This window comes from Pseudomonas sp. E6002 (assembly GCF_013385565.1).
Taxonomy (GTDB): domain Bacteria; phylum Pseudomonadota; class Gammaproteobacteria; order Pseudomonadales; family Pseudomonadaceae; genus Aquipseudomonas.
On the sequence record NZ_JACAPT010000022.1, the window covers coordinates 252,068 to 272,137 of the forward strand.

The following is a 20,070-nucleotide window of genomic DNA, read 5'->3' on the forward strand; positions in this document are numbered from 1 at the left end:
AGACTTTCTGTGAGCGAACTCATTCGCGTACCTGACATCGGCAGCGGTGAAGGTGAAGTAATTGAACTGTTTGTGAAGGTCGGCGACACCGTCGAAGCCGACCAGAGCATCCTGACCCTGGAATCGGACAAGGCGAGCATGGAAATCCCTGCTCCCAAGGCCGGCGTGGTCAAAAGCCTGAAAGTGAAGCTGGGCGACCGCCTGAAAGAAGGCGACGAACTGCTTGAGCTGGAAATCGAAGGTGCCGCTGATGCGGCCCCTGCGGCGGCCGCTCCTGCTGCTGCCCCGGCTCCTGCCGCCGAGAAGCCTGCCGCTGCTGCCGAGGCCCCTGCGGCTCCGGCGGCTGCACCTGCCGCCGAAACAGTCCAGGACATTCATGTTCCGGACATCGGTTCGTCGGGCAAGGCCAAGATCATCGAGCTGCTGGTTAAAGTCGGCGACACCGTCGAAGCTGATCAATCGCTGATCACCCTGGAGTCCGACAAGGCCTCCATGGAAATCCCTTCGCCGGCTGCCGGTGTGGTGGAAAGCATTGCCGTGAAGCTGGAAGACGAAGTCGGCACTGGTGACTTCATCCTCAAGCTGAAAGTAGCGGGCGCTTCGGCTCCTGCTGCTGCCGCTCCGGCCGCCGCTGCTCCGGCCGCCAAGGCTGAAGCCGCACCGGCTGCTGCCGCGCCTGCGCCTGCTGCAAAAGCCGAGGCCGCACCGGCTCCGGCGGCTGCACCTGCGCCAAGCGGTGCCAAGGTTCATGCCGGCCCTGCCGTGCGCCAACTGGCCCGTGAATTCGGCGTCGAGTTGAGCGCGGTAACCGCCAGCGGTCCTCACGGTCGCGTGCTCAAGGAAGACGTGCAGGTTTACGTCAAATCCATGATGCAGAAGGCCAAGGAAGCTCCGGCTGCCGGCGCTGCTACCGGTGGCTCGGGCATTCCGCCGATCCGCACCGTCGACTTCAGCCGCTTCGGCGAAATCGAAGAAGTGCCGATGACCCGCCTGATGCAAATCGGCGCGGCCGGCCTGCACGCCAGCTGGCTGAACATCCCGCACGTGACCCAGTTCGACCAGGCCGACATAACCGACCTGGAAGCATTCCGCGTTGCGCAGAAAGCCGTGGCCGAGAAGGCCGGCGTGAAGCTGACCGTGCTGCCCCTGCTGCTCAAGGCTTGCGCACATTTGCTCAAGGAGCTGCCGGACTTCAACAGTTCGCTGGCGCCAAGCGGCAAGGCGATCATTCGCAAGAAGTACGTGCACATCGGCTTTGCCGTCGACACTCCGGATGGCCTGCTGGTACCGGTCATCAAGAACGTCGACCAGAAGAGCCTGCTGCAGCTTGCCGCTGAGGCTGCTGCACTGGCTGCCAAGGCCCGCGACAAGAAGCTCACCCCGGACGACATGCAGGGCGCGTGCTTCACCATCTCCAGCCTCGGGCACATTGGCGGCACTGGCTTCACGCCAATCGTCAACGCGCCGGAAGTGGCGATCCTGGGTGTTTCCAAGGCCACTATCCAGCCTGCGTGGGACGGTAAAGCGTTCCAGCCGAAGCTGATGCTGCCACTGTCGCTGTCCTACGATCACCGTGTGATCAACGGCGCGGCTGCCGCACGCTTCACCCAGCGCCTGAGCCAGTTGCTGAACGACATCCGCACCATCCTGCTTTAAGCCACAACAGGTCTTCTGCCCATGCAGAAGACCTGGCTTCAACGATTTCCGAGCGCCACGCTCGTACCTCAACCCCGCCAATTGGCGGGGCTTTTTTTGCCTGCTTTCCAGGGAAAACCTGGACACGGAAATCGAGGTTGTACACCGCCCATCACCCCGGTTGCAGAAAACCGCTCGCTGGCCGATAACCCACTTATAGCACTTAGCCTTCATCCTCTCTTGTCAGCCTGTGCTGCATGATGCAACCTTGCCGCAGGCAACAGTAAGAGGGCGTGAGCCCGGCGCGATGCGCATTTTTCCAAGCGAGTTTCCCCATGAAAAGCCAACCCGATGTCGCCCGTACGGCGGCCGAGGTAGTGACGCAATTACCGGTGCCTTCGCGCCTCGGTATGCTGCGTTTCGAGCGGCTTAATGAGGCTAGCTGGGCCCTGCTGTACCTCGACCCCAATTGCGAACGCCAGTTCGGCCTGCCCGCGATGGAACTGTGCGCCCTGATCGGCTCGCCCTACGCCAGCCTGATGGAGCCCCAGGCGCGCTATCAGCTGCATGATGCGATCCAGGAACAGCTGACCATCAGCCCGCATTACCTGGTGCGCTACACCCTGCACACCAACGACGGCCCGTTGAGCCTGCTGGAACTGGGTGAAGCCTACAAACAACACAATCGTCACCTGCTGCGCGGCTACCTGATGGTGGTCGACGGCCTGTTCAGTGATCTCCCACCGGCCCCTGCGGCAGACCTGGAGAGCCAGAACAGCCGCTTGCAGATTGCCCTGGAACTCAACCAGCGCGCCCAGCAGGAACAACTGCAACACCTTGAGCGGGTACGCGCCCAGCAGGAATTGATCCTGCTGCTGGCCCGCCAGCGCTACAGCACCAACAACTCGCTGCAGGAAGCCGCCGAGCTGATCACCCGCAGTGCCTGCGATATCTACCAGATCGACTGCGCGAGCATCTGGAACCTCGAAAACCAGCATCTGGTGCCGATTTCCGCTTATCACCGCGCCGATCAGCAGCACCACCTGCCAGAGTCTATCGATGCCAGTGGCTTCCCGGATTACCTGGAAGCCCTGCAAACCAGCCGTGCGATCGACGCCACCAACGCCATGCGCGACCCACGCACGCGTGAGATGGCCGAGAGCCTGCGCCCGCGGGATATCCACGCCATGCTCGACGCCAGCATCCGCGTCGATGGCAACGTGGTCGGCGTGTTGTGCCTGGAGCAAAGTGGCAGCACCCGCGTCTGGCAGTCCGACGAGATCGCCTTTGCCGGCGAGCTGGCCGACCAGTTCGCCCAGGTGATCAACAACCACAACCGCCGCACCGCCACCAGTGCCCTGCACTTGTTCCAGCGAGCCGTGGAGCAAAGCGCCAATGCGTTCCTGCTGGTCAATTGCGACGGCGTGGTGGAATACGTCAACCCCAGCTTTACCGCGATCACCCAGTACAGCACCGAAGAAGTCCACGGCCACCAGCTGTCGGAACTGCCGGCGCTGGAGAACCTAAGCGAGCTGCTGTTCGACGCGCCTTCAAGCCTGGCCAAGAGCAACAGTTGGCAAGGCGAGTTCAAGAGCCGGCGCAAAAACCTCGAACCCTACTGGGGCCAGTTGTCGATCTCCAAGGTTTATGGCGACAACCGTGAGTTGACCCATTACATCGGCATCTACGAAGACATCACCCAGACCAAGCTGGCCCAGCAGCGCATCGAGCGGCTGGCCTACACCGACAACCTGACCAACCTGGGCAACCGCCCGGCGTTCATCCGCAACCTGGACGAACGCTTTGCCCGGGACAGCGACAGCCCCATCAGCCTGCTGCTGGTGGACATCGACAACTTCAAGCGGATCAACGACAGCCTCGGCCACCAGACCGGCGACAAGCTGCTGATCAGCCTGGCCCGGCGCCTGCGCAACAGCCTGACCGCCAGTGGCAGCCTGGCGCGATTTGCCAGTAACGAATTTGCCGTGCTGCTGGACGATACCGACCTTGAAACCGGCCAGCAGGTCGCCAGCCAGTTGCTGGCGACCCTCGACAAGCCGATGTTCGTCGACAACCAGCTGATCAGCGTCACCGGCTCCGTGGGCCTCGCCTGCGCGCCGCTGCATGGCCGCGATCCGCAGACCCTGATGCGCAACGCCGGCCTGGCGCTGCACAAGGCCAAGGCCAACGGCAAACACCAGGTGCAGGTATTTACCGAAGCGCTGAATGCCGAAGCCAGCTACAAGCTGTTCGTGGAAAACAACCTGCGCCGCGCCCTGACCCAGAACGAACTGGACGTGTTCTACCAGCCCAAGCTGTGCCTGCGCAGCGGTCGTCTGCTGGGGATGGAAGCGTTGTTACGCTGGAACCATCCGGAAAAGGGCATGATCCGCCCCGATCAATTCATCAGCGTGGCGGAAGAGACTGGGCTGATCATCCCCATCGGCAAATGGATCGCCCGCCAGGCCTGCCGCATGAGCCGACAGCTGACCGCCGCCGGCATGGGCAACCTGCAAGTGGCGATCAACCTGTCGCCCAAGCAGTTTTCCGACCCGGACCTGGTGGCCTCGATTGCCACGATCCTCAAGGAGGAACAGTTGCCGGCCAACCTGCTGGAACTGGAGTTGACCGAAGGCCTGCTGCTGGAAGCCACCGAAGACACGCGCCTGCAACTGGACCAACTGAAGAGTTTCGGCTTGACCCTGGCGATGGATGACTTCGGTACCGGTTACTCGTCGCTGAGCTACCTGAAAAAATTCCCGATCGACATCATCAAGATTGATCGCAGCTTCATCCATGAAATCCCGGACAACCAGGACGACATGGAAATCACCTCGGCGGTGATCGCCATGGCCCACAACCTCAAGCTCAAGGTGGTGGCCGAAGGCATCGAGACTGCCGAGCAGCTGGCGTTCCTGCGCCGCCACCGTTGCGACGTCGGCCAGGGCTACCTGTTCGACCGGCCAATCCCGGGGGCCGAGCTGATGACGATGCTTAAACGCTACCCTCGCGGGCCAATCGCCTGACAGCGCGGTAACACTCGGGCACACTGGCAGTCTGAACTCTTACTTGTAACTCAATCTGACTGAGAGGACTGATCATGGTCTTGCGCTCGGAAATCCTGGTGAATAAAAACGTGCTTCCCACTCAAGAACAAGCTTTGCCTGGCCGTGAAACCCCGATGTCGCTGCCCGAGACGCACTTCGTCAACGGCAACCCCCTGCTGGGCCCCTTTGTCGACAACGTAGAGTTTGCGATCTTCGGCCTGGGTTGCTTTTGGGGTGCAGAGCGTCGTTTCTGGCAGCGCGACGGTGTGGTCAGCACTGTGGTGGGCTATGCCGGCGGCTACACGCCGAACCCGACGTATGAAGAAGTCTGCTCGGGCCTGACCGGCCACAGCGAAGTGGTGTTGGTGGTGTTTGACCAGGACAAGATCAGCTACGAAGAGCTGCTGAAAATGTTCTGGGAACTGCACAACCCGACCCAGGGCATGCGCCAGGGCAATGACATCGGCAGCCAGTACCGCTCGGTGATCTACGCGGTCAAGCCGGAGCACCTGGAGGCGGCGAAGGCCAGCGCAGAGGCTTATCAGGCGGAATTGACCAAGGCCGGCCTGGGCACCATCACCACCGAAATCGAAGAAGCGCCGACGGTGTATTTCGCCGAGGCGTACCACCAGCAGTACCTGGCGAAGAATCCGCAGGGTTACTGCGGAATCGGCGGCACCGGCGTGACCTGCCCGATCTAAGAGCGACACCGATAAAAATGTGGGAGCGGGCTTGCTCGCGAAAGCGGAGTGTCAGTCACTGAATGTGTTTCTGATACACCGCATTCGCGAGCAAGCCCGCTCCCACATTGGGTCTTCAATACCTTGAGATTGGCTTACTCGGCGATAAGCCAATCCATCTGCCAGCCACCCTGGGTTTGCCCAAGCTGCTTGGACAACCACGGCAGCAGCTCACGCAACTCCTCCTCCAGCCCCCACGGCGGATTGGCAATCGCCAGACCCGAACCGGTCAGGGTGTTGGGCGTGTCCAGCGGATGCACCAGCAATTCCACCCGCAGCAACTTCGGCGCACCGGTACCGGCCAGGTCCTGGTAGAAGCGGCGCAGCATGCGCTGGTCCTTCACCGGGTACCAGATCGCAGCCACTGTCTGGCGCATCCGGCTCACGGCTTCCTTGAGGGACGCGGCGCAGCGCTGCATCTCGTCGAGCTTCTCGAACGGCGGGTCTATCAACATCAACGCACGCTTTTCCGGCACCGGCAGCAATGCCCGTGGCACGTGCCAGCCTTCGCCAAGGTGGACTTTCACCCGACGATCACCCTTCATGTTGTCCTTGAGCAGCAGGCCGTCTTCCGGGTGCTTTTCGTTGAGCAGCACGCGGTCCTGAGGACGAGTCAGGCGTCGCGCCAGCTCCGGCGAACCCGGGTAGTAGCGCAACTCGCCATCCGGGTTCATCTCGTGCAGCACACGCATGTAATCGGCGGTCAGCGGCGGCAGGTCGGCCTGGCCCCACAGGCGAGCGATGCCTTCCAGGTATTCACCGGTACGGTTCGCCTGGTCGCCCTGCAGGTCGTACAGACCAATGCCGGCGTGGGTGTCGAGATAGGCAAACGGCTGCTCCTTGCGCGACATCAGGGCGATGAGGCGGGTCAAGGTCAGGTGTTTGAAGACATCGGCGTGGTTGCCGGCGTGATAGGCGTGACGATAATTCATGGTTGCTCCTGCGCAGGGGGCGAAGTTTACCTTTTACGCAGGCAAAGGTGCAGGGCTGCGCGTCAGGTGGCGCTTATGCCGCAAACACAGGGGCGCTGCCGAAAATAGTCTAATTGGCGGTGCGAAAGCGGATTTATTGTGGCGAGCAATTATCCATGGAGGTCATAACAACTCATGAAAGACGCCACCATCGCTTTGCACCATGGCTTCAAGTCGGACCCGACTACCAAGGCCGTCGCCGTGCCGATCTACCAGAACGTCGCTTTCGAATTCGATAACGCCCAGCACGGCGCCGACCTGTTCAACCTCGACGTGCCCGGCAATATCTACACGCGCATCATGAACCCCACCAACGACGTGCTGGAGCAACGCATCGCAGCACTGGAAGGCGGCATCGCGGCCCTGGCGGTGTCGGCCGGCAGCGCGGCGATCCACTACGCGATCCAGACCCTGACCCGTGCCGGTGACAACATCGTCACCACCCCGCAACTGTACGGTGGCACCTACACCCTGTTCGCCCACTTGCTGCCGAGCTTCGGCGTTGACGTGCGCTTCGCCCGTAACGACTGCGCCGAAGCCATCGCCGAGCTGATCGATGACAACACCAAACTGGTGTACTGCGAGAGCATCGGCAACCCGGCAGGCAATATCATCGATATCGAAGCCCTGGCCAACGTCGCCCACGCCCGTGGCGTGCCGCTGATGGTGGACAACACCGTGGCCACGCCAATCCTGTGCAAGCCGATCCAGTTCGGCGCGGACATCGTCGTGCATTCGGTGACCAAATACGTGGGCGGCCACGGCAACTCGCTGGGTGGCGTGATCGTCGACAGCGGCACCTTTCCCTGGACCCAGTACCCGGAGAAATTCCCCGGACTCAACCAGCCGGAGCCGGCCTATCACGGTGTGGTCTACACCGAAAAATTCGGCCCGGCGGCGTTCATTGCCCGCGCCCGTACCGTGCCGCTGCGCAACACCGGCGCGGCCCTGGCGCCGATGAATGCATTCCTGCTGCTGCAAGGCCTGGAAACCCTGGCCCTGCGCATGGAGCGCCACACCGAAAACGCCTTGAAGATTGCCCACTTTCTGCAAGACCACGCACTGGTGGAGTGGGTCAGCTACGCCGGCCTGCCGGATCACCCCCACCATCACCTGGCGCAGAAATACATGCAGGGCAAACCGTCGGCGATTCTGTCCTTCGGCCTGAAGGGTGGTTATGAGGCGGGCGTGCGTTTCTACGATTCGCTGCAGATCTTCAAGCGCCTGGTGAACATCGGCGATGCCAAGTCCCTGGCCTGCCACCCGGCGTCCACCACCCATCGCCAGATGAATGAACAGGAGCAGGCGAAGGCCGGGGTGAAGCCGGAGATGATTCGCCTGTCGGTGGGCATCGAGGCCATTGAAGACCTGATCGAGGACCTGCAGCAGTCGCTGGCCTCAACCCAACTCTGAGACCAGCCAGGCGGCCAGCGCCTGATGGCTGACATCCGGCCGGCGCACGAAGTAGGCGACCTTGTGCTTCAAGGTCGCTGGCACAAAGGCGCTGTATAGGTCCGGGCGCTGTTCTTCCAGCCATTGCAACAGGTTGTCCACCTGCGTAACGCTCGATTGCTCACCCAGGTGCTGGAGAACATGCGGCGGCACTTGCCACCATGGGCCGGGCTTTGCCGCTCCCGCTGCCGTAACCGCTACCTCATGCTGGCGACCATTGATCCAGTAGCGACTGAACACCGGGAGCAACTCCTTCGCCTGTGGCCCCAGCGCCTGCAACACAGGCAGGACATAAGCACCGTCCCAGAAGCGAAAGAACACCGCCGGCCCTTCCGGCAACAGTACCTTGGTCAGGCTGCGCAGATGCTCGACGACGGTGTGCAAGGAACAGGACGATACCGCCAGCCAACCCCAGTCGATACCTTCGCATTCGGCGGCCCATTTCAGAAAAGCGCTGTCGACGGCGACCACCGCGACGTAGGGCATGACCTCCTCCCACGCTGCATACTCGCTGCCCGCCCAGATGGGGCTAAGTGCACGTCCGTCGGTACGCCGCCACGCATCGAGCGGCTTGCAGTCGCTGGCATTGCCCATCACCACAAACAACTGCTCGCCCGCCTGCAACGGCGCAGCCTCAAGCCACTGCCCGGGAGAAATCATGGCGCACCCGCGGGCAGTGATGTATTGCGATGCAGGGGCGTATTGCACACGCCATTCCTGCAGCGCTCGCACTCTTCGCAAAAGGGTGCGCTGCGCTTCAGGCTTGACACCTGGACGGCACTCAACGGTGCAGGTATTACCGCCAGCAACTTTTCCTGCAGCCCCGGCGTCAGCGGCGCTCCCGCCGGTGCCGGGGAGCCGCCAAGCTGGATTTGCGTGCTGCTGAAAATCCCGCCCGCCGAAACGTTGATCCACTGCCCACCGGCCTGGAGGGTCACGCTGGCACCCGCATCAATAACGACGTTTTGCCCGGCACCGATGTGAATGGTCAACCCGGCACGTACCTGCTGGGAGCCCGCAACCATCAGGTGATCGTCCTGCTTGAGTTCGGTCAGGCGGTTGCCGTGGGTGGTGCGCTGTTCTTCGCCCTGAAGCTCGTGACGATCAAGGCCTTTGACGATCACATCGCGCTGGTTGTCGACCTGCACGTGCTGGTCGTGCAGTACATGCTGGGTCCAGTTGCGCTGGGCGCGCAGGTAGATTTCCTCGGCACCCTTGCGGTCCTCGATGCGCAGCTCGTTGTAGCCACCGCCGCCGGGGCTGGTCTGGCTACGGAAGATGCTGCGGGTCTTGTCGGCTGGCAGGTCCAGCGGCACCGGCGTGGCGGCATTGGCCAGGCAACCGACCACCAGCGGCGTGTCGGCGTCGCCGTCGACGAAACCCACCAGCACCTCCATGCCCACCCGCGGGATCAACACCGAGCCGTAGTGCTCATGGGCCCAGCCACTGGCCACCCGCAGCCAGCAACTGGAATGTTCGTCGTGCTCCCCGGCGCGATCCCAGGCCATCTGCACCTTGACCCGGCCATACTCGTCACAATGGATCTCGCTGCCTGCCGGCCCTGTAACCACGGCGTTTTGATAGCCAGACACCGGCGGTCGCGATACCAGCAGCGGTGTTCGAAACGGCACCTCCCATGGCGTTACGACAAAGTGATTGCTGTAGCCCTGAGCCGATTCATCACCTGAGGCGTCGATGGTCGACTCCTCCAGCACCTGAGGCTGGCGCCCTGCATGCGTCACCTGGGTGACCAGCCACAAATCATTCCATTCCTGGCGAGGATGCCCTCCCATCCTCAGGAACTGCCCGCTGACCAGGGACGGCTGGTCGCTATGGCCACTGGCCTGGCGAAAGTCACCGCGATGGCGCTCCAACCTACGTTGCGCCAGGTATTTACCATGAGCGCGATCCGTAAAATTCCCGGGATAACACTGTTCCTCCAGCATGGGACGCTGGCCGCCGGACGCCGTGCTTTCCAAGCTCAGGCGTGGCTTTCTGAAGTCGTAGTCCCGCAGATTCACATCGGTGGTACGGGTCTTCAACCGCAGGGTAAAACGCTTGATCACCGGCGTGTCGGCAACCATCCCCGAACCCGCCGCGTATTGAGTGGCTTGCTCAGGCTGGGCGAACACGCTCTGGTCATCGCCGAACACCAAAAGGTGGCGCTCGGGGTGATGCTGGAAGTGGTAGTGAATGCCCGACTCGGCGCACAAGCGCTGGATGAACGCCAGATCGGTTTCGCCAAACTGAACGCAGTACTCACGCTCGGGGTACACCCCGCTCAGTTGAAACGAGAAGGCATCCGCCTGGATACCCTGCCCTTCCAGCACCAGTGCAATGATCTGCGGCACCGTCCGGTTCTGGAAAATCCGCTGGTGACCGCTGTGCTCAAGATAAGCCAACTGCGGAACCAGCGTGATCTGATAACGCGTCAGGCGCTTGCCCGAGTCGCCTTGCGCCACCCGATAGACCTGGCCATGAATACCATGGCCATGCGCATCAAACCCCAGGAACGCCTGGCGATGCATCAAGCTTTCCAGGTCAAGGTCGGGTTGCTCGCTGACCAGTTCAAGGTCAAAACGATAGGGCAGGCTGATGAATTCATCGCCCGTGAACTCACGCACCTTGAGAACACTTGGCACACCGTCGAGGGTCAGGCTAAAGGCACTTTGATTGGCAGGAGCGAACATCCGGTGTTTCTCTGCGAGTAGTGGGGTGGCCGATTCTGCACCAGCTGTTTGCCGAGCTGAGTGCGCTGCAGGCAAATCAGTAAATCCCTACATCGCAGGCGCTTTAATCTTCATGTATCAGGCATCGAAGCCCTACCACCAGCGTGCTAGCGTATTCGTCCCCCGTCGCCCCATGACAATGGAAAAAACATGGCCACCCGCTACGCAAAAATCGTCCTGACCCTTGCCCTGGCAGCCTTCGCCACACTCGTGGCCTTCAGCAACATCACCGACTACGGCTCCAACTTTGCCTTCGTCAAACATGTGCTGAGCATGGACACCACCTTCCCCGGCAACGCCGCGATGTATCGCGCCATCACCACCCCATGGCTGTGGCACGGTGCATATTGGCTGATCATCGCCGGTGAAGCCCTGACGGCCGTGCTGCTGGCGCGTGGAGCACTGGCCTTGTGGCGGGCTCGTCGTGCCACAGGTATCGACTTCAATCGCGCCAAGAAAAGCGCAATCGTCGGGCTGACCCTGGGTTTTGTGGTGTGGTTCTTCGGATTTATGGTGATCGGCGGCGAGTGGTTCCTGATGTGGCAATCCCATCAGTGGAACGGCCAGGAAGCGGCGTTCAAGTTCTATATGGCGATCCTGGGTGTGCTGATTTTTCTCAACCAGCCGGACACTGACCACGACTGAAAAACCACGAATTCAAAATCGGTGGATGCCCTTTCACAAACTACTGTCAGATAGCTGACGGTAGTTTGTAGCCCTTTTCCCAAAGTATAAAAACCGCCTCACATTCAACGCTCACAGCCACCAGGCGAGCGCTTACATTGGCCGTTTACTTCAGTGATCATCTGAACCTGTGAAAACAACACTGCGAAATCTGGAAGGCAAAAAAAACGGCCCGTCATCCAAAAGATGCGGGCCGTTTTCACTTCAGCGGGCATTCAAGCCCCCGCCGATTACTTGTTGAGGTTGTAATCCGCCTCGGCTGCGTCAAACCGCTGAAGCATGCCAGCCGTCGGAGCACCCAGCTTGCTCACAAAGTAAATCGCCAGGCTGGCGAAGATGAAGCCCGGGATGATTTCGTACAGGCCAAACAGGCTGAAGTGCTTCCACACGATCACGGTGATCGCACCCACCAGGATGCCGGCCAATGCGCCATTACGCGTCATGCCTTTCCACAGTACGGAGATCAGTACCACAGGACCGAACGCAGCACCGAAACCGGCCCAGGCGTAGCTCACCAGGCCCAGTACGCGGTTTTCCGGGTTGGCGGCCATGGCGATGGCAATCAGCGCCACCAACAGCACCATGGCGCGACCGACCCATACCAGCTCGACCTGGGAGGCGTTTTTACGCAGGAAGGTTTTGTAGAAGTCTTCGGTGAGGGCACTGGAGCACACCAGCAACTGGCAGCTCAGGGTGCTCATCACGGCAGCCAGGATGGCCGACAGCAGCACACCGGCAATCCATGGGTTGAAGAGCAGCTTGGCCAGCTCGATGAACACACGCTCGTGGTTCTCGGTCACGGGACCGGCGACTTCCGGGTGCGCCGAGAAGTAGGCGATACCGAAGAAGCCCACCGCCACGGTGCCGCCCAGGCACAGGATCATCCAGGTCATGGAGATGCGGCGCGCCTTGGCAATCGATTTCACCGAATCCGCCGCCATGAAGCGCGCGAGGATGTGCGGCTGGCCGAAGTAACCCAGGCCCCAGCCCATCAGCGAAATGATGCCGATGAAGGTGGTGTTTTTCAGCATGTTGAAGTTGTCAGGGTTCTGCGCTTCGATCGCCAGGAAGGTGGTGTCGACGCCACCGGTGGCCAGCAGCACGATGATCGGGGTCAGCAACAAGGCGAAGATCATCAGCGTGGCTTGCACGGTGTCGGTCCAGCTCACGGCCAGGAAACCACCGACGAAGGTGTAGGCAATGGTCGCGGCAGCACCGGCCCACAGCGCGGTCTCGTAGGACATGCCGAAGGTGCTTTCAAACAGACGGGCGCCAGCCACGATGCCGGAAGCGCAGTAGATGGTGAAGAACACCAGGATCACCACCGCAGAGATGATTCGCAGCAGGCCGCTTTTATCTTCGAAACGGCTCGAGAAGTAATCCGGCAGGGTCAGGGCGTCGCCGTTGTGCTCGGTCTGCACCCGCAGGCGGCCGGCTACAAACAGCCAGTTCAGGTAGGCACCGACGATCAGGCCGATGGCGATCCAGCTTTCCGACAGGCCAGACATGTAGATCGCGCCGGGCAAGCCCATCAGCAACCAGCCGCTCATGTCCGAGGCACCGGCCGAAAGCGCGGTAACCACGCTGCCGAGGCTGCGACCGCCGAGGATGTAGTCGGAAAGGTTGTTGGTGGAGCGATAGGCCATGAAGCCGATCAGCACCATGGCAGCGATATAGATCACAAATGTGATCAGGGTAGGATTACTTACGCTCATTGAGTTACGCCCTGGCTTTGTTTTTATGTAGCGGCGGTCTGTCCGGACGGCCATCCACTTTGCTAGTGGATAGACGAAGCCTGGCGCCGCGCATTTATGACTGACGTTTCCCCAGGAAAGCCATCAGCCGATGAACCGTCAGTAAGAGGTTGCACCTTGGGCGCGAATGCTATTCAACAAAGCAAATAAGGTGCAACCAGTTTCTTGAGAATAAGTTGCACCTCGATGTTTTTTGTGGAAAACACCGTGTTTTTGCTCCTTTTCGGAGCAAGAGCAGCCAAAGTCAGAAGCAAATGCACCAAGGCGCAGCCGATTCGGCTGTGACGATAATTTTTCCCGATCAGCATCAAAAAATTCATGGATAAAAAGGGTTGCACCCGGTTGCACCTCTCTCGGCGCAAAGCTAATCTTGCCGCCAGCTGATGCCACGCAGTAGTGGCACCCATGAGGATAAAAAGATGGCTACGACCACCCTTGGGGTCAAACTTGACGACCCGACCCGCGAGCGCCTGAAGGCGGCCGCGACCTCCATTGATCGCACGCCGCACTGGCTGATCAAGCAGGCGATTTTCAATTACCTGGAGAAACTCGAGGGTGGTGCAACCCTGGCCGAGCTCAACGGCCTGGGCAGCAAGGACGCGGAAGAAGCCGGCGAGGTCCAGACCGACCACGCCCACCAGTGCTTCCTGGAATTTGCCGAAAGCATCCTGCCGCAATCCGTACTGCGCGCCTCGATCACCGCCGCCTACCGTCGCCCGGAGCCGGAAGTGGTGCCGATGCTGATCGAGCAGGCTCGCTTGCCCGCGGCAATGGCCGAGGCCACCAACAAGCTCGCCTCTTCGATCGCCGAGAAACTGCGCAATCAGAAAAGCGCCGGCGGCCGTGCAGGCATCGTCCAGGGCCTGCTGCAAGAATTTTCCCTGTCGTCCCAGGAAGGCGTAGCGCTGATGTGCCTCGCCGAAGCGCTGCTGCGCATCCCGGACAAGGGCACCCGCGACGCACTGATCCGCGACAAGATCAGCACCGGCAACTGGCACCCGCACCTGGGCAACAGCCCGTCGCTGTTCGTCAACGCCGCCACCTGGGGCCTGTTGCTGACCGGCAAACTGGTCGCCACCCACAACGAAGCCGGCCTGACCTCGTCCCTGAGCCGCATCATCGGCAAGAGCGGCGAGCCGATGATCCGCAAGGGCGTCGACATGGCCATGCGCCTGATGGGCGAGCAGTTCGTCACCGGCGAAACCATCGCCGAAGCCCTGGCCAATGCGAGCAAGTTCGAAGCCAAGGGCTTCCGCTATTCCTACGACATGCTCGGTGAAGCCGCACTTACCGAACATGACGCCCAGAAATACCTGGCCTCGTACGAACAAGCCATCCACTCGATCGGCAAGGCGTCCCACGGTCGCGGGATTTATGAAGGCCCGGGCATTTCCATCAAGCTCTCGGCCCTGCACCCGCGTTACAGCCGTGCGCAGTACGAGCGCGTGATGGATGAGCTGTACCCGCGCCTGCTGTCGCTGACCCTGCTGGCCAAGCAATACGACATCGGTTTGAACATCGACGCCGAAGAAGCCGATCGCCTGGAGCTGTCCCTCGACCTGCTGGAACGCCTGTGCTTCGAGCCGCAACTGACCGGCTGGAACGGCATCGGTTTCGTGATCCAGGCTTACCAGAAGCGTTGCCCGTATGTGATCGACTACGTGATCGACCTGGCACGCCGCAGCCGCCACCGCCTGATGATCCGCCTGGTAAAAGGCGCGTACTGGGACAGCGAAATCAAGCGCGCCCAGGTCGAAGGCCTGGAAGGCTATCCGGTGTACACCCGCAAGGTGTACACCGACGTCTCCTACATTGCCTGTGCACGCAAACTGCTTTCGGTACCGGAAGTTATCTACCCGCAGTTCGCCACCCACAACGCTCACACCTTGTCGGCGATTTACCATATTGCCGGTCAGAACTATTACCCCGGCCAGTACGAGTTCCAATGCCTGCACGGCATGGGCGAGCCTCTGTACGAGCAGGTTGTAGGCAAGGTCTCCGAAGGCAAGCTGAACCGTCCGTGCCGCGTGTACGCACCCGTCGGCACCCACGAAACACTGCTGGCTTACCTGGTGCGTCGCTTGCTGGAAAACGGCGCCAACACCTCGTTCGTCAACCGTATTGCCGACCAATCCATCTCGATCCAGGAGCTGGTGGCCGATCCAGTGGCCAGCATCGAGCAGATGGCGACGCTGGAAGGCGGCTTCGGCCTGCCGCACCCGCGTATCCCGCTGCCGCGTGACCTGTATGGTGCCGAGCGCGCCAACTCCGCCGGTATCGACCTGGCCAACGAACACCGCCTGGCGTCGCTGTCCTGCGCCTTGCTGGCTACCGCGCATAACAACTGGAAAGCCGCGCCGATGCTCGGTTGCGCTTCCAGCAATGAAGCGGCTGCACCGGTGTTGAACCCGTCGGATCTGCGTGACGTCGTCGGCCACGTACAGGAAGCAACTGTCGAAGACGTCGACAACGCCATCCAGTGCGCCCTGAACGCTGCGCCAATCTGGCAGGCCACCCCGCCCGCCGAACGCGCCGCGATCCTGGAGCGTGCCGCCGACCTGATGGAAGGCGAGATCCAGCCGCTGATGGGCCTGCTGGCCCGCGAAGCCGGCAAGACCTTCGCCAACGCCATCGCCGAAGTGCGTGAAGCCGTGGACTTCCTGCGTTACTACGCGGTGCAGGCTCGCAACGATTTCACCAACGACGCTCACCGCCCGCTGGGCCCGGTGGTGTGCATCAGCCCGTGGAACTTCCCGCTGGCGATCTTCAGTGGCCAGGTCGCCGCTGCACTGGCCGCCGGCAACCCGGTACTGGCCAAGCCTGCCGAGCAAACACCGCTGGTGGCCGCACAAGCCGTGCGCCTGCTGCTGGAAGCCGGGATTCCGGAAGGCGTGCTGCAACTGCTGCCGGGCCAGGGCGAAACCGTCGGTGCGCGCCTGGTGGGTGATGATCGCGTCAAGGGCGTGATGTTCACCGGTTCCACCGAGGTTGCGCGCTTGCTGCAACGCAGTGTCGCCGGCCGTCTGGATGCACAGGGTCGTCCGATTCCGCTGATCGCCGAAACCGGTGGCCAGAACGCAATGATCGTCGACTCCTCGGCGCTCACCGAACAAGTGGTGATCGACGTGGTGTCCTCGGCCTTCGACAGTGCCGGCCAACGTTGCTCGGCCCTGCGCGTGCTGTGCTTGCAGGAAGATTCCGCTGACCGCGTCATCGAAATGCTTAAAGGTGCCATGGCTGAATGCCGCCTCGGCAACCCGGAGCGCCTGTCGGTGGATATCGGCCCGGTGATCGACGCCGAAGCCAAGACTGGCATCGAGAAACATATCCAGGCCATGCGCGACAAAGGCCGCAACGTTTACCAGGTCGCGATTGCCGATAGCGAAGAGATCAAGCGCGGCACCTTCGTGATGCCAACCCTGATCGAACTGGAAAGCTTCGACGAACTGCAACGGGAGATCTTCGGCCCGGTGCTGCACGTGGTGCGCTACAAGCGCAAAGAGATCGACCAGCTTATCGGCCAGATCAATGCCTCCGGCTATGGCCTGACCCTGGGCGTGCACACCCGCATCGACGAGACCATCGCCAAGGTGATCGACAACGTCCATGCCGGTAACGTCTACGTTAACCGCAACATCGTGGGCGCCGTGGTCGGCGTGCAGCCGTTCGGTGGCGAAGGCTTGTCGGGCACTGGCCCGAAAGCTGGCGGCCCGCTGTATCTGTACCGTTTGCTGTCGACCCGTCCTACGGATGCCATCGAGCAATCCTTCGTCCGTGGTGATGCACTGGCCGCACCGGATGTTCGCCTGCGGGATGCCATGAGCAAGCCGCTGACCGCCCTGAAAGCCTGGGCCGACAGCAGCAAGCTGAGCGACTTGAGCGCCCTGTGCGTGCAGTTCGCCGCGCAATCCCAAAGCGGTATCACCCGCCAACTGGCCGGCCCGACCGGCGAGCGCAACAGCTACGCCATCCTGCCCCGCGAGCACGTGTTGTGCCTGGCGGAAGTGGAAGGCGACCTGCTGACGCAACTGGCGGCCGTGCTGGCAGTCGGCGGCTCGGCGGTATGGCCGGAAACTGAATTGACCAAGGCCGTGTTCGCACGCTTGCCGAAGGATATTCAGGCGAAGATCGCGCGGGTGGCTGACTGGACCAAGGATGAAACCGTGTTTGATGCCGTGCTGCATCACGGTGATTCCGACCAACTGCGCGGGGTTTGCCAGCAAGTGGCCAAGCGTGGCGGGGCGATTGTCGGGGTTCACGGTTTGTCTTCGGGCGAAACCGGGATTGCCCTGGAGCGTCTGGTGATCGAGCGGGCGTTGAGCGTCAACACCGCTGCGGCGGGCGGCAACGCCAGCCTGATGACCATCGGCTAACTGAAGAAACGCGGTAAAACTGTGGGAGCGGGCTTGCTCGCGAATGCGGAGTGTCAGTCACCGGAGGTACTGACTGATCCACCGCATTCGCGAGCAAGCCCGCTCCCACATTGACCGCGTTCCACCTTCGAGCCGCGTTTTGCCCCTCCATCACCCAGATCAATCTTGCTATCCAGCCTCTATTTGCGCACTTAGACTCAGGCCCATTCCCACACAGGTAAGCCGCCATGTCCGAGACGCTGCTCAGTTCCCGCAATCTGGCTTTCGAGCTGTACGAAGTCCTCGATGCCGAGGGCCTGACCCAGCGCGAGCGGTTTGCCGAACACAACCGTGAAACCTTCGACGCCGCCATCGGCACCGCCCGCAGCATTGCCGAGAAGTTCTTCGCCCCGCATAACCGCAAGGGCGACGAGAACGAGCCCCGCTACGAAAACGGTCAGGCGATTCTGATTCCCGAGGTGAAACCGGCGGTAGATGCCTTCCTCGAAGCCGGTTTTCTCAACGCCGCCCGCAGCTTCGAAGCCGGTGGCATGCAACTGCCCACCCTGCTCTCCCAGGCGTGTTTCGCCCACTTCCAGTCGGCCAACGCCGCATCCACGTCCTACCCGTTCCTGACCATGGGCGCCGCCAACCTGATCGAGAGCTTCGGCACCGAGGAGCAGAAACAACGCTTCCTGCAACCAATGATCGAAGGCCGCTTCTTCGGCACCATGGCCTTGACCGAGCCCCATGCGGGCTCATCGCTGTCGGATATTCGTACCCGCGCAGAGCCGGCGGCTGATGGCAGCTATCGCCTCAAGGGCAACAAGATCTTCATCTCCGGCGGCGATCACCCGCTGTCGGAGAACATCGTACACATGGTGCTGGCCAAGCTGCCGGACGCACCTGCCGGGGTGAAGGGCATTTCGCTGTTTATCGTGCCCAAGTTCCTGGTCAACGACGACGGCAGCCTGGGCAAGCGCAACGATGTGCTGCTGGCCGGGCTGTTTCACAAGATGGGCTGGCGTGGCACCACCTCGACCGCGTTGAATTTCGGCGATAACAGCGAGTGCGTCGGCTACCTGGTGGGCCAGCCGCATCAGGGCCTGAGTTGCATGTTCCAGATGATGAACGAAGCGCGGATCGGCGTGGGCATGGGCGCGGTGATGCTGGGTTACGCCGGCTACCTGTACTCCCTGGAATATGCCCGTGAACGTCCCCAAGGCCGCCTGCCCGACAGCAAGGACCCCAACACCGCGCCGGTGTCGATCATCCAGCACGCCGATATCAAACGCATGCTGTTGACCCAAAAAGCCTACGTGGAAGGCGCCTTCGACCTTGGCTTGTACGCCGCACGGTTGTTCGATGACACCACTACTCTGCCTAACGAAGCCGAGCGCAAACAGGCCCACGAACTGCTGGACCTGCTGACGCCGATCGTCAAATCCTGGCCATCGGAGTTTTGCCTGAAGGCCAACGAACTGGCGATCCAGATCCTCGGCGGCCACGGCTACACCCGCGAATACCCGGTGGAACAGTACTACCGCGACAACCGCCTGAACCCGATCCATGAAGGCACCCACGGCATTCAGTCGCTGGACTTGCTCGGGCGCAAACTGGCGCAGAACGGCGGTGCGGGCTTGAAGCAACTGATCCGCCTGATCGCCGAGACCGGCGCACGGGCACAGGAGTATCCGTCGCTGAATGCCTTGCGGGAACCGCTGGAACAACTGGTGGCACGCCTGCAAGCGGTCACCCTCGGCCTGTTGACGGATCTCGCCCAAGGCAAGGTCAACAGCAGCCTGGCGAATTCGGCGCTGTACCTGAAAGTGTTCGGGCATACGGTGATTGGCTGGCGCTGGCTGGAACAGGCGATTCGCGCCGAGGAAGGGCTGGCCAAGGGCAATGCTGCCGATGTCGCCTTCTATAAGGGCAAGCTCCAGGCCGCCCGGTACTTCCTGACGTGGGAAATACCGGGCTGCCATCATGAACTGGCGATTCTCGAGGCACGCGATGACACGTGCCTGGGGATGCAGGATGAGTGGTTCTAAGGCGTTCCGATTGCCTTGGAAATCACCTCGACCGTGGCGCTGACTTGCTCTTGGTAACGGTCGAGTTCCTGCTGGTGGTGCTTTTGCATTTCGATCTGCTCGGCGCACAGGTTCAGCGCCGCCAGCACCAATAGCTTGTCACCGATCAGCGTCGGGTACTTTTTCTTGGTGGTGGCCAGGGATGCCTTGAGCATCGTCACGGCGCTCATCAGGGTGTTGTCTTCCCCTTCCGGTGCCTTGATCGAGTAATCCTCACCGAGAATCGAAACGACCTTTATCCCTTCATTCATGCGCTGACAGGACCTGCGCTCACACGCTCAACCAACGCCTGGATACGGGCAGCGGTGGCGCCCTGCTTTTCTTCCTGTTCCATCAGGTTCAGCTGCAAGCTGTCGTTTTCATCCTTGGCGCGAGCCAGTTCGGCCTTGAGGGATTCGTTGGTGCCCAGTAGATCCTGGTTCTGCTGTACCAGGTCGCTGACCAGTTGTTCCAATTGGCTGAGGGATGCTTCTAACATTTTGATTTCTCGGGCTTTTTCAAAGGGCGGTGACGATAAAGAAAATTCACCTCGGATGCCAGGGTTATCCCTGGCGCGGGGCCTTGATTTTACAGGGCAGGCCACGCTTTCGAGCCTTAGTGACTGCATTTATGGCAT

Annotated in this window: 14 protein-coding genes; 7 read left to right on the forward strand and 7 right to left on the reverse strand. The window is 61.3% G+C overall.

The annotated features are described in order from the left end of the window. Positions 1-9 precede the first annotated feature (9 nt). The 3 genes from aceF to msrA all read left to right on the forward strand — a co-directional run bounded on the left by aceF (position 10) and on the right by msrA (position 5,383). Positions 10-1,656, forward strand: a complete 1,647-nt coding sequence (aceF, locus tag HX815_RS18160; protein WP_177028661.1) for a dihydrolipoyllysine-residue acetyltransferase — start codon at positions 10-12, stop codon at positions 1,654-1,656. Between the two features lie 314 nt (positions 1,657-1,970). Beyond that, complete coding sequence (locus HX815_RS18165; RefSeq protein ID WP_003209437.1) at positions 1,971-4,661, forward strand: bifunctional diguanylate cyclase/phosphodiesterase; 2,691 nt, start codon at positions 1,971-1,973, stop codon at positions 4,659-4,661. A 74-nt stretch (positions 4,662-4,735) separates the two neighbouring features. Further along, positions 4,736-5,383, forward strand: a complete 648-nt coding sequence (gene msrA / locus HX815_RS18170; RefSeq protein ID WP_003209436.1) for a peptide-methionine (S)-S-oxide reductase MsrA — start codon at positions 4,736-4,738, stop codon at positions 5,381-5,383. A 134-nt stretch (positions 5,384-5,517) separates the two neighbouring features. Here the strand turns inward: msrA and HX815_RS18175 are convergent, their stop codons facing one another. Next, the gene (locus HX815_RS18175; protein ID WP_003209435.1) at positions 5,518-6,354 is read right to left on the reverse strand and encodes a 23S rRNA (adenine(2030)-N(6))-methyltransferase RlmJ; all 837 of its coding nucleotides are present in this window, start codon (positions 6,352-6,354) and stop codon (positions 5,518-5,520) included. 174 nt (positions 6,355-6,528) lie between these two features. Here HX815_RS18175 and HX815_RS18180 point away from each other — a divergent pair, with 174 nt between their 5' ends. Continuing rightward, entirely contained in the window at positions 6,529-7,806 is a 1,278-nt protein-coding gene (locus HX815_RS18180) for an O-acetylhomoserine aminocarboxypropyltransferase/cysteine synthase family protein (protein WP_177028662.1), read from the forward strand. Here HX815_RS18180 and HX815_RS18185 read toward each other — a convergent pair. Both HX815_RS18185 and HX815_RS18190 read right to left on the reverse strand, forming a co-directional pair. After that, entirely contained in the window at positions 7,792-8,505 is a 714-nt protein-coding gene (locus HX815_RS18185; protein ID WP_177028663.1) for a DUF4123 domain-containing protein, read from the reverse strand. The genes HX815_RS18180 and HX815_RS18185 overlap by 15 nt on opposite strands. Next, complete coding sequence (locus HX815_RS18190; protein ID WP_177028664.1) at positions 8,502-10,535, reverse strand: type VI secretion system tip protein VgrG; 2,034 nt, start codon at positions 10,533-10,535, stop codon at positions 8,502-8,504. The genes HX815_RS18185 and HX815_RS18190 overlap by 4 nt, the downstream gene beginning before the upstream one ends. Positions 10,536-10,724: 189 nt before the next feature. Between HX815_RS18190 and HX815_RS18195 the strand changes: the two genes are divergently transcribed. Beyond that, the gene (locus tag HX815_RS18195; RefSeq protein ID WP_008439179.1) at positions 10,725-11,219 is read left to right on the forward strand and encodes a DUF2165 family protein; all 495 of its coding nucleotides are present in this window, start codon (positions 10,725-10,727) and stop codon (positions 11,217-11,219) included. Between the two features lie 269 nt (positions 11,220-11,488). Here HX815_RS18195 and putP read toward each other — a convergent pair whose 3' ends face one another. Beyond that, positions 11,489-12,973, reverse strand: coding sequence for a sodium/proline symporter PutP (putP, locus tag HX815_RS18200; protein WP_177022510.1), 1,485 nt, complete (start codon positions 12,971-12,973; stop codon positions 11,489-11,491). A 138-nt stretch (positions 12,974-13,111) separates the two neighbouring features. Then, entirely contained in the window at positions 13,112-13,402 is a 291-nt protein-coding gene (locus HX815_RS18205; RefSeq protein ID WP_158244062.1) for a hypothetical protein, read from the reverse strand. A 29-nt stretch (positions 13,403-13,431) separates the two neighbouring features. On the opposite strand from HX815_RS18205, the gene putA reads away from it, so the two are divergent. Together putA and HX815_RS18215 are read left to right on the forward strand one after the other, a co-directional pair. Next, positions 13,432-17,385, forward strand: coding sequence for a trifunctional transcriptional regulator/proline dehydrogenase/L-glutamate gamma-semialdehyde dehydrogenase (gene putA / locus HX815_RS18210; RefSeq protein WP_087692504.1), 3,954 nt, complete (start codon positions 13,432-13,434; stop codon positions 17,383-17,385). A 227-nt stretch (positions 17,386-17,612) separates the two neighbouring features. After that, positions 17,613-19,415 (forward strand): acyl-CoA dehydrogenase, encoded by a 1,803-nt coding sequence (locus tag HX815_RS18215; RefSeq protein ID WP_177028665.1) that lies wholly within the window; start codon positions 17,613-17,615, stop codon positions 19,413-19,415. Here HX815_RS18215 and HX815_RS18220 read toward each other — a convergent pair. Both HX815_RS18220 and HX815_RS18225 read right to left on the reverse strand, forming a co-directional pair. Next, positions 19,412-19,705: a cell division protein ZapA gene (locus HX815_RS18220; RefSeq protein WP_003209415.1), complete on the reverse strand. Its 294-nt coding sequence runs from the start codon at positions 19,703-19,705 to the stop codon at positions 19,412-19,414. The two genes, HX815_RS18215 and HX815_RS18220, sit on opposite strands and share 4 nt — an antisense overlap. Then, positions 19,702-19,932, reverse strand: coding sequence for a hypothetical protein (locus tag HX815_RS18225; protein WP_003209413.1), 231 nt, complete (start codon positions 19,930-19,932; stop codon positions 19,702-19,704). The genes HX815_RS18220 and HX815_RS18225 overlap by 4 nt, the downstream gene beginning before the upstream one ends. Positions 19,933-20,070 lie beyond the last annotated feature (138 nt).

What these genes read in the sequence shown, in the direction of transcription:
- putA (WP_087692504.1), top strand. Translation starts at nt 13,432, where the DNA reads ATGGCTACGACCACCCTTGGGGTCAAACTTGACGACCCGACCCGCGAG.
- HX815_RS18165 (WP_003209437.1), top strand. Translation starts at nt 1,971, where the DNA reads ATGAAAAGCCAACCCGATGTCGCCCGTACGGCGGCCGAGGTAGTGACG.
- HX815_RS18185 (WP_177028663.1), bottom strand. Translation starts at nt 8,505, where the DNA reads ATGATTTCTCCCGGGCAGTGGCTTGAGGCTGCGCCGTTGCAGGCGGGC.
- HX815_RS18190 (WP_177028664.1), bottom strand. Translation starts at nt 10,535, where the DNA reads ATGTTCGCTCCTGCCAATCAAAGTGCCTTTAGCCTGACCCTCGACGGT.
- putP (WP_177022510.1), bottom strand. Translation starts at nt 12,973, where the DNA reads ATGAGCGTAAGTAATCCTACCCTGATCACATTTGTGATCTATATCGCT.
- HX815_RS18220 (WP_003209415.1), bottom strand. Translation starts at nt 19,705, where the DNA reads ATGAATGAAGGGATAAAGGTCGTTTCGATTCTCGGTGAGGATTACTCG.
- HX815_RS18225 (WP_003209413.1), bottom strand. Translation starts at nt 19,932, where the DNA reads ATGTTAGAAGCATCCCTCAGCCAATTGGAACAACTGGTCAGCGACCTG.
- msrA (WP_003209436.1), top strand. Translation starts at nt 4,736, where the DNA reads ATGGTCTTGCGCTCGGAAATCCTGGTGAATAAAAACGTGCTTCCCACT.
- HX815_RS18175 (WP_003209435.1), bottom strand. Translation starts at nt 6,354, where the DNA reads ATGAATTATCGTCACGCCTATCACGCCGGCAACCACGCCGATGTCTTC.
- HX815_RS18215 (WP_177028665.1), top strand. Translation starts at nt 17,613, where the DNA reads ATGTCCGAGACGCTGCTCAGTTCCCGCAATCTGGCTTTCGAGCTGTAC.
- HX815_RS18180 (WP_177028662.1), top strand. Translation starts at nt 6,529, where the DNA reads ATGAAAGACGCCACCATCGCTTTGCACCATGGCTTCAAGTCGGACCCG.
- HX815_RS18195 (WP_008439179.1), top strand. Translation starts at nt 10,725, where the DNA reads ATGGCCACCCGCTACGCAAAAATCGTCCTGACCCTTGCCCTGGCAGCC.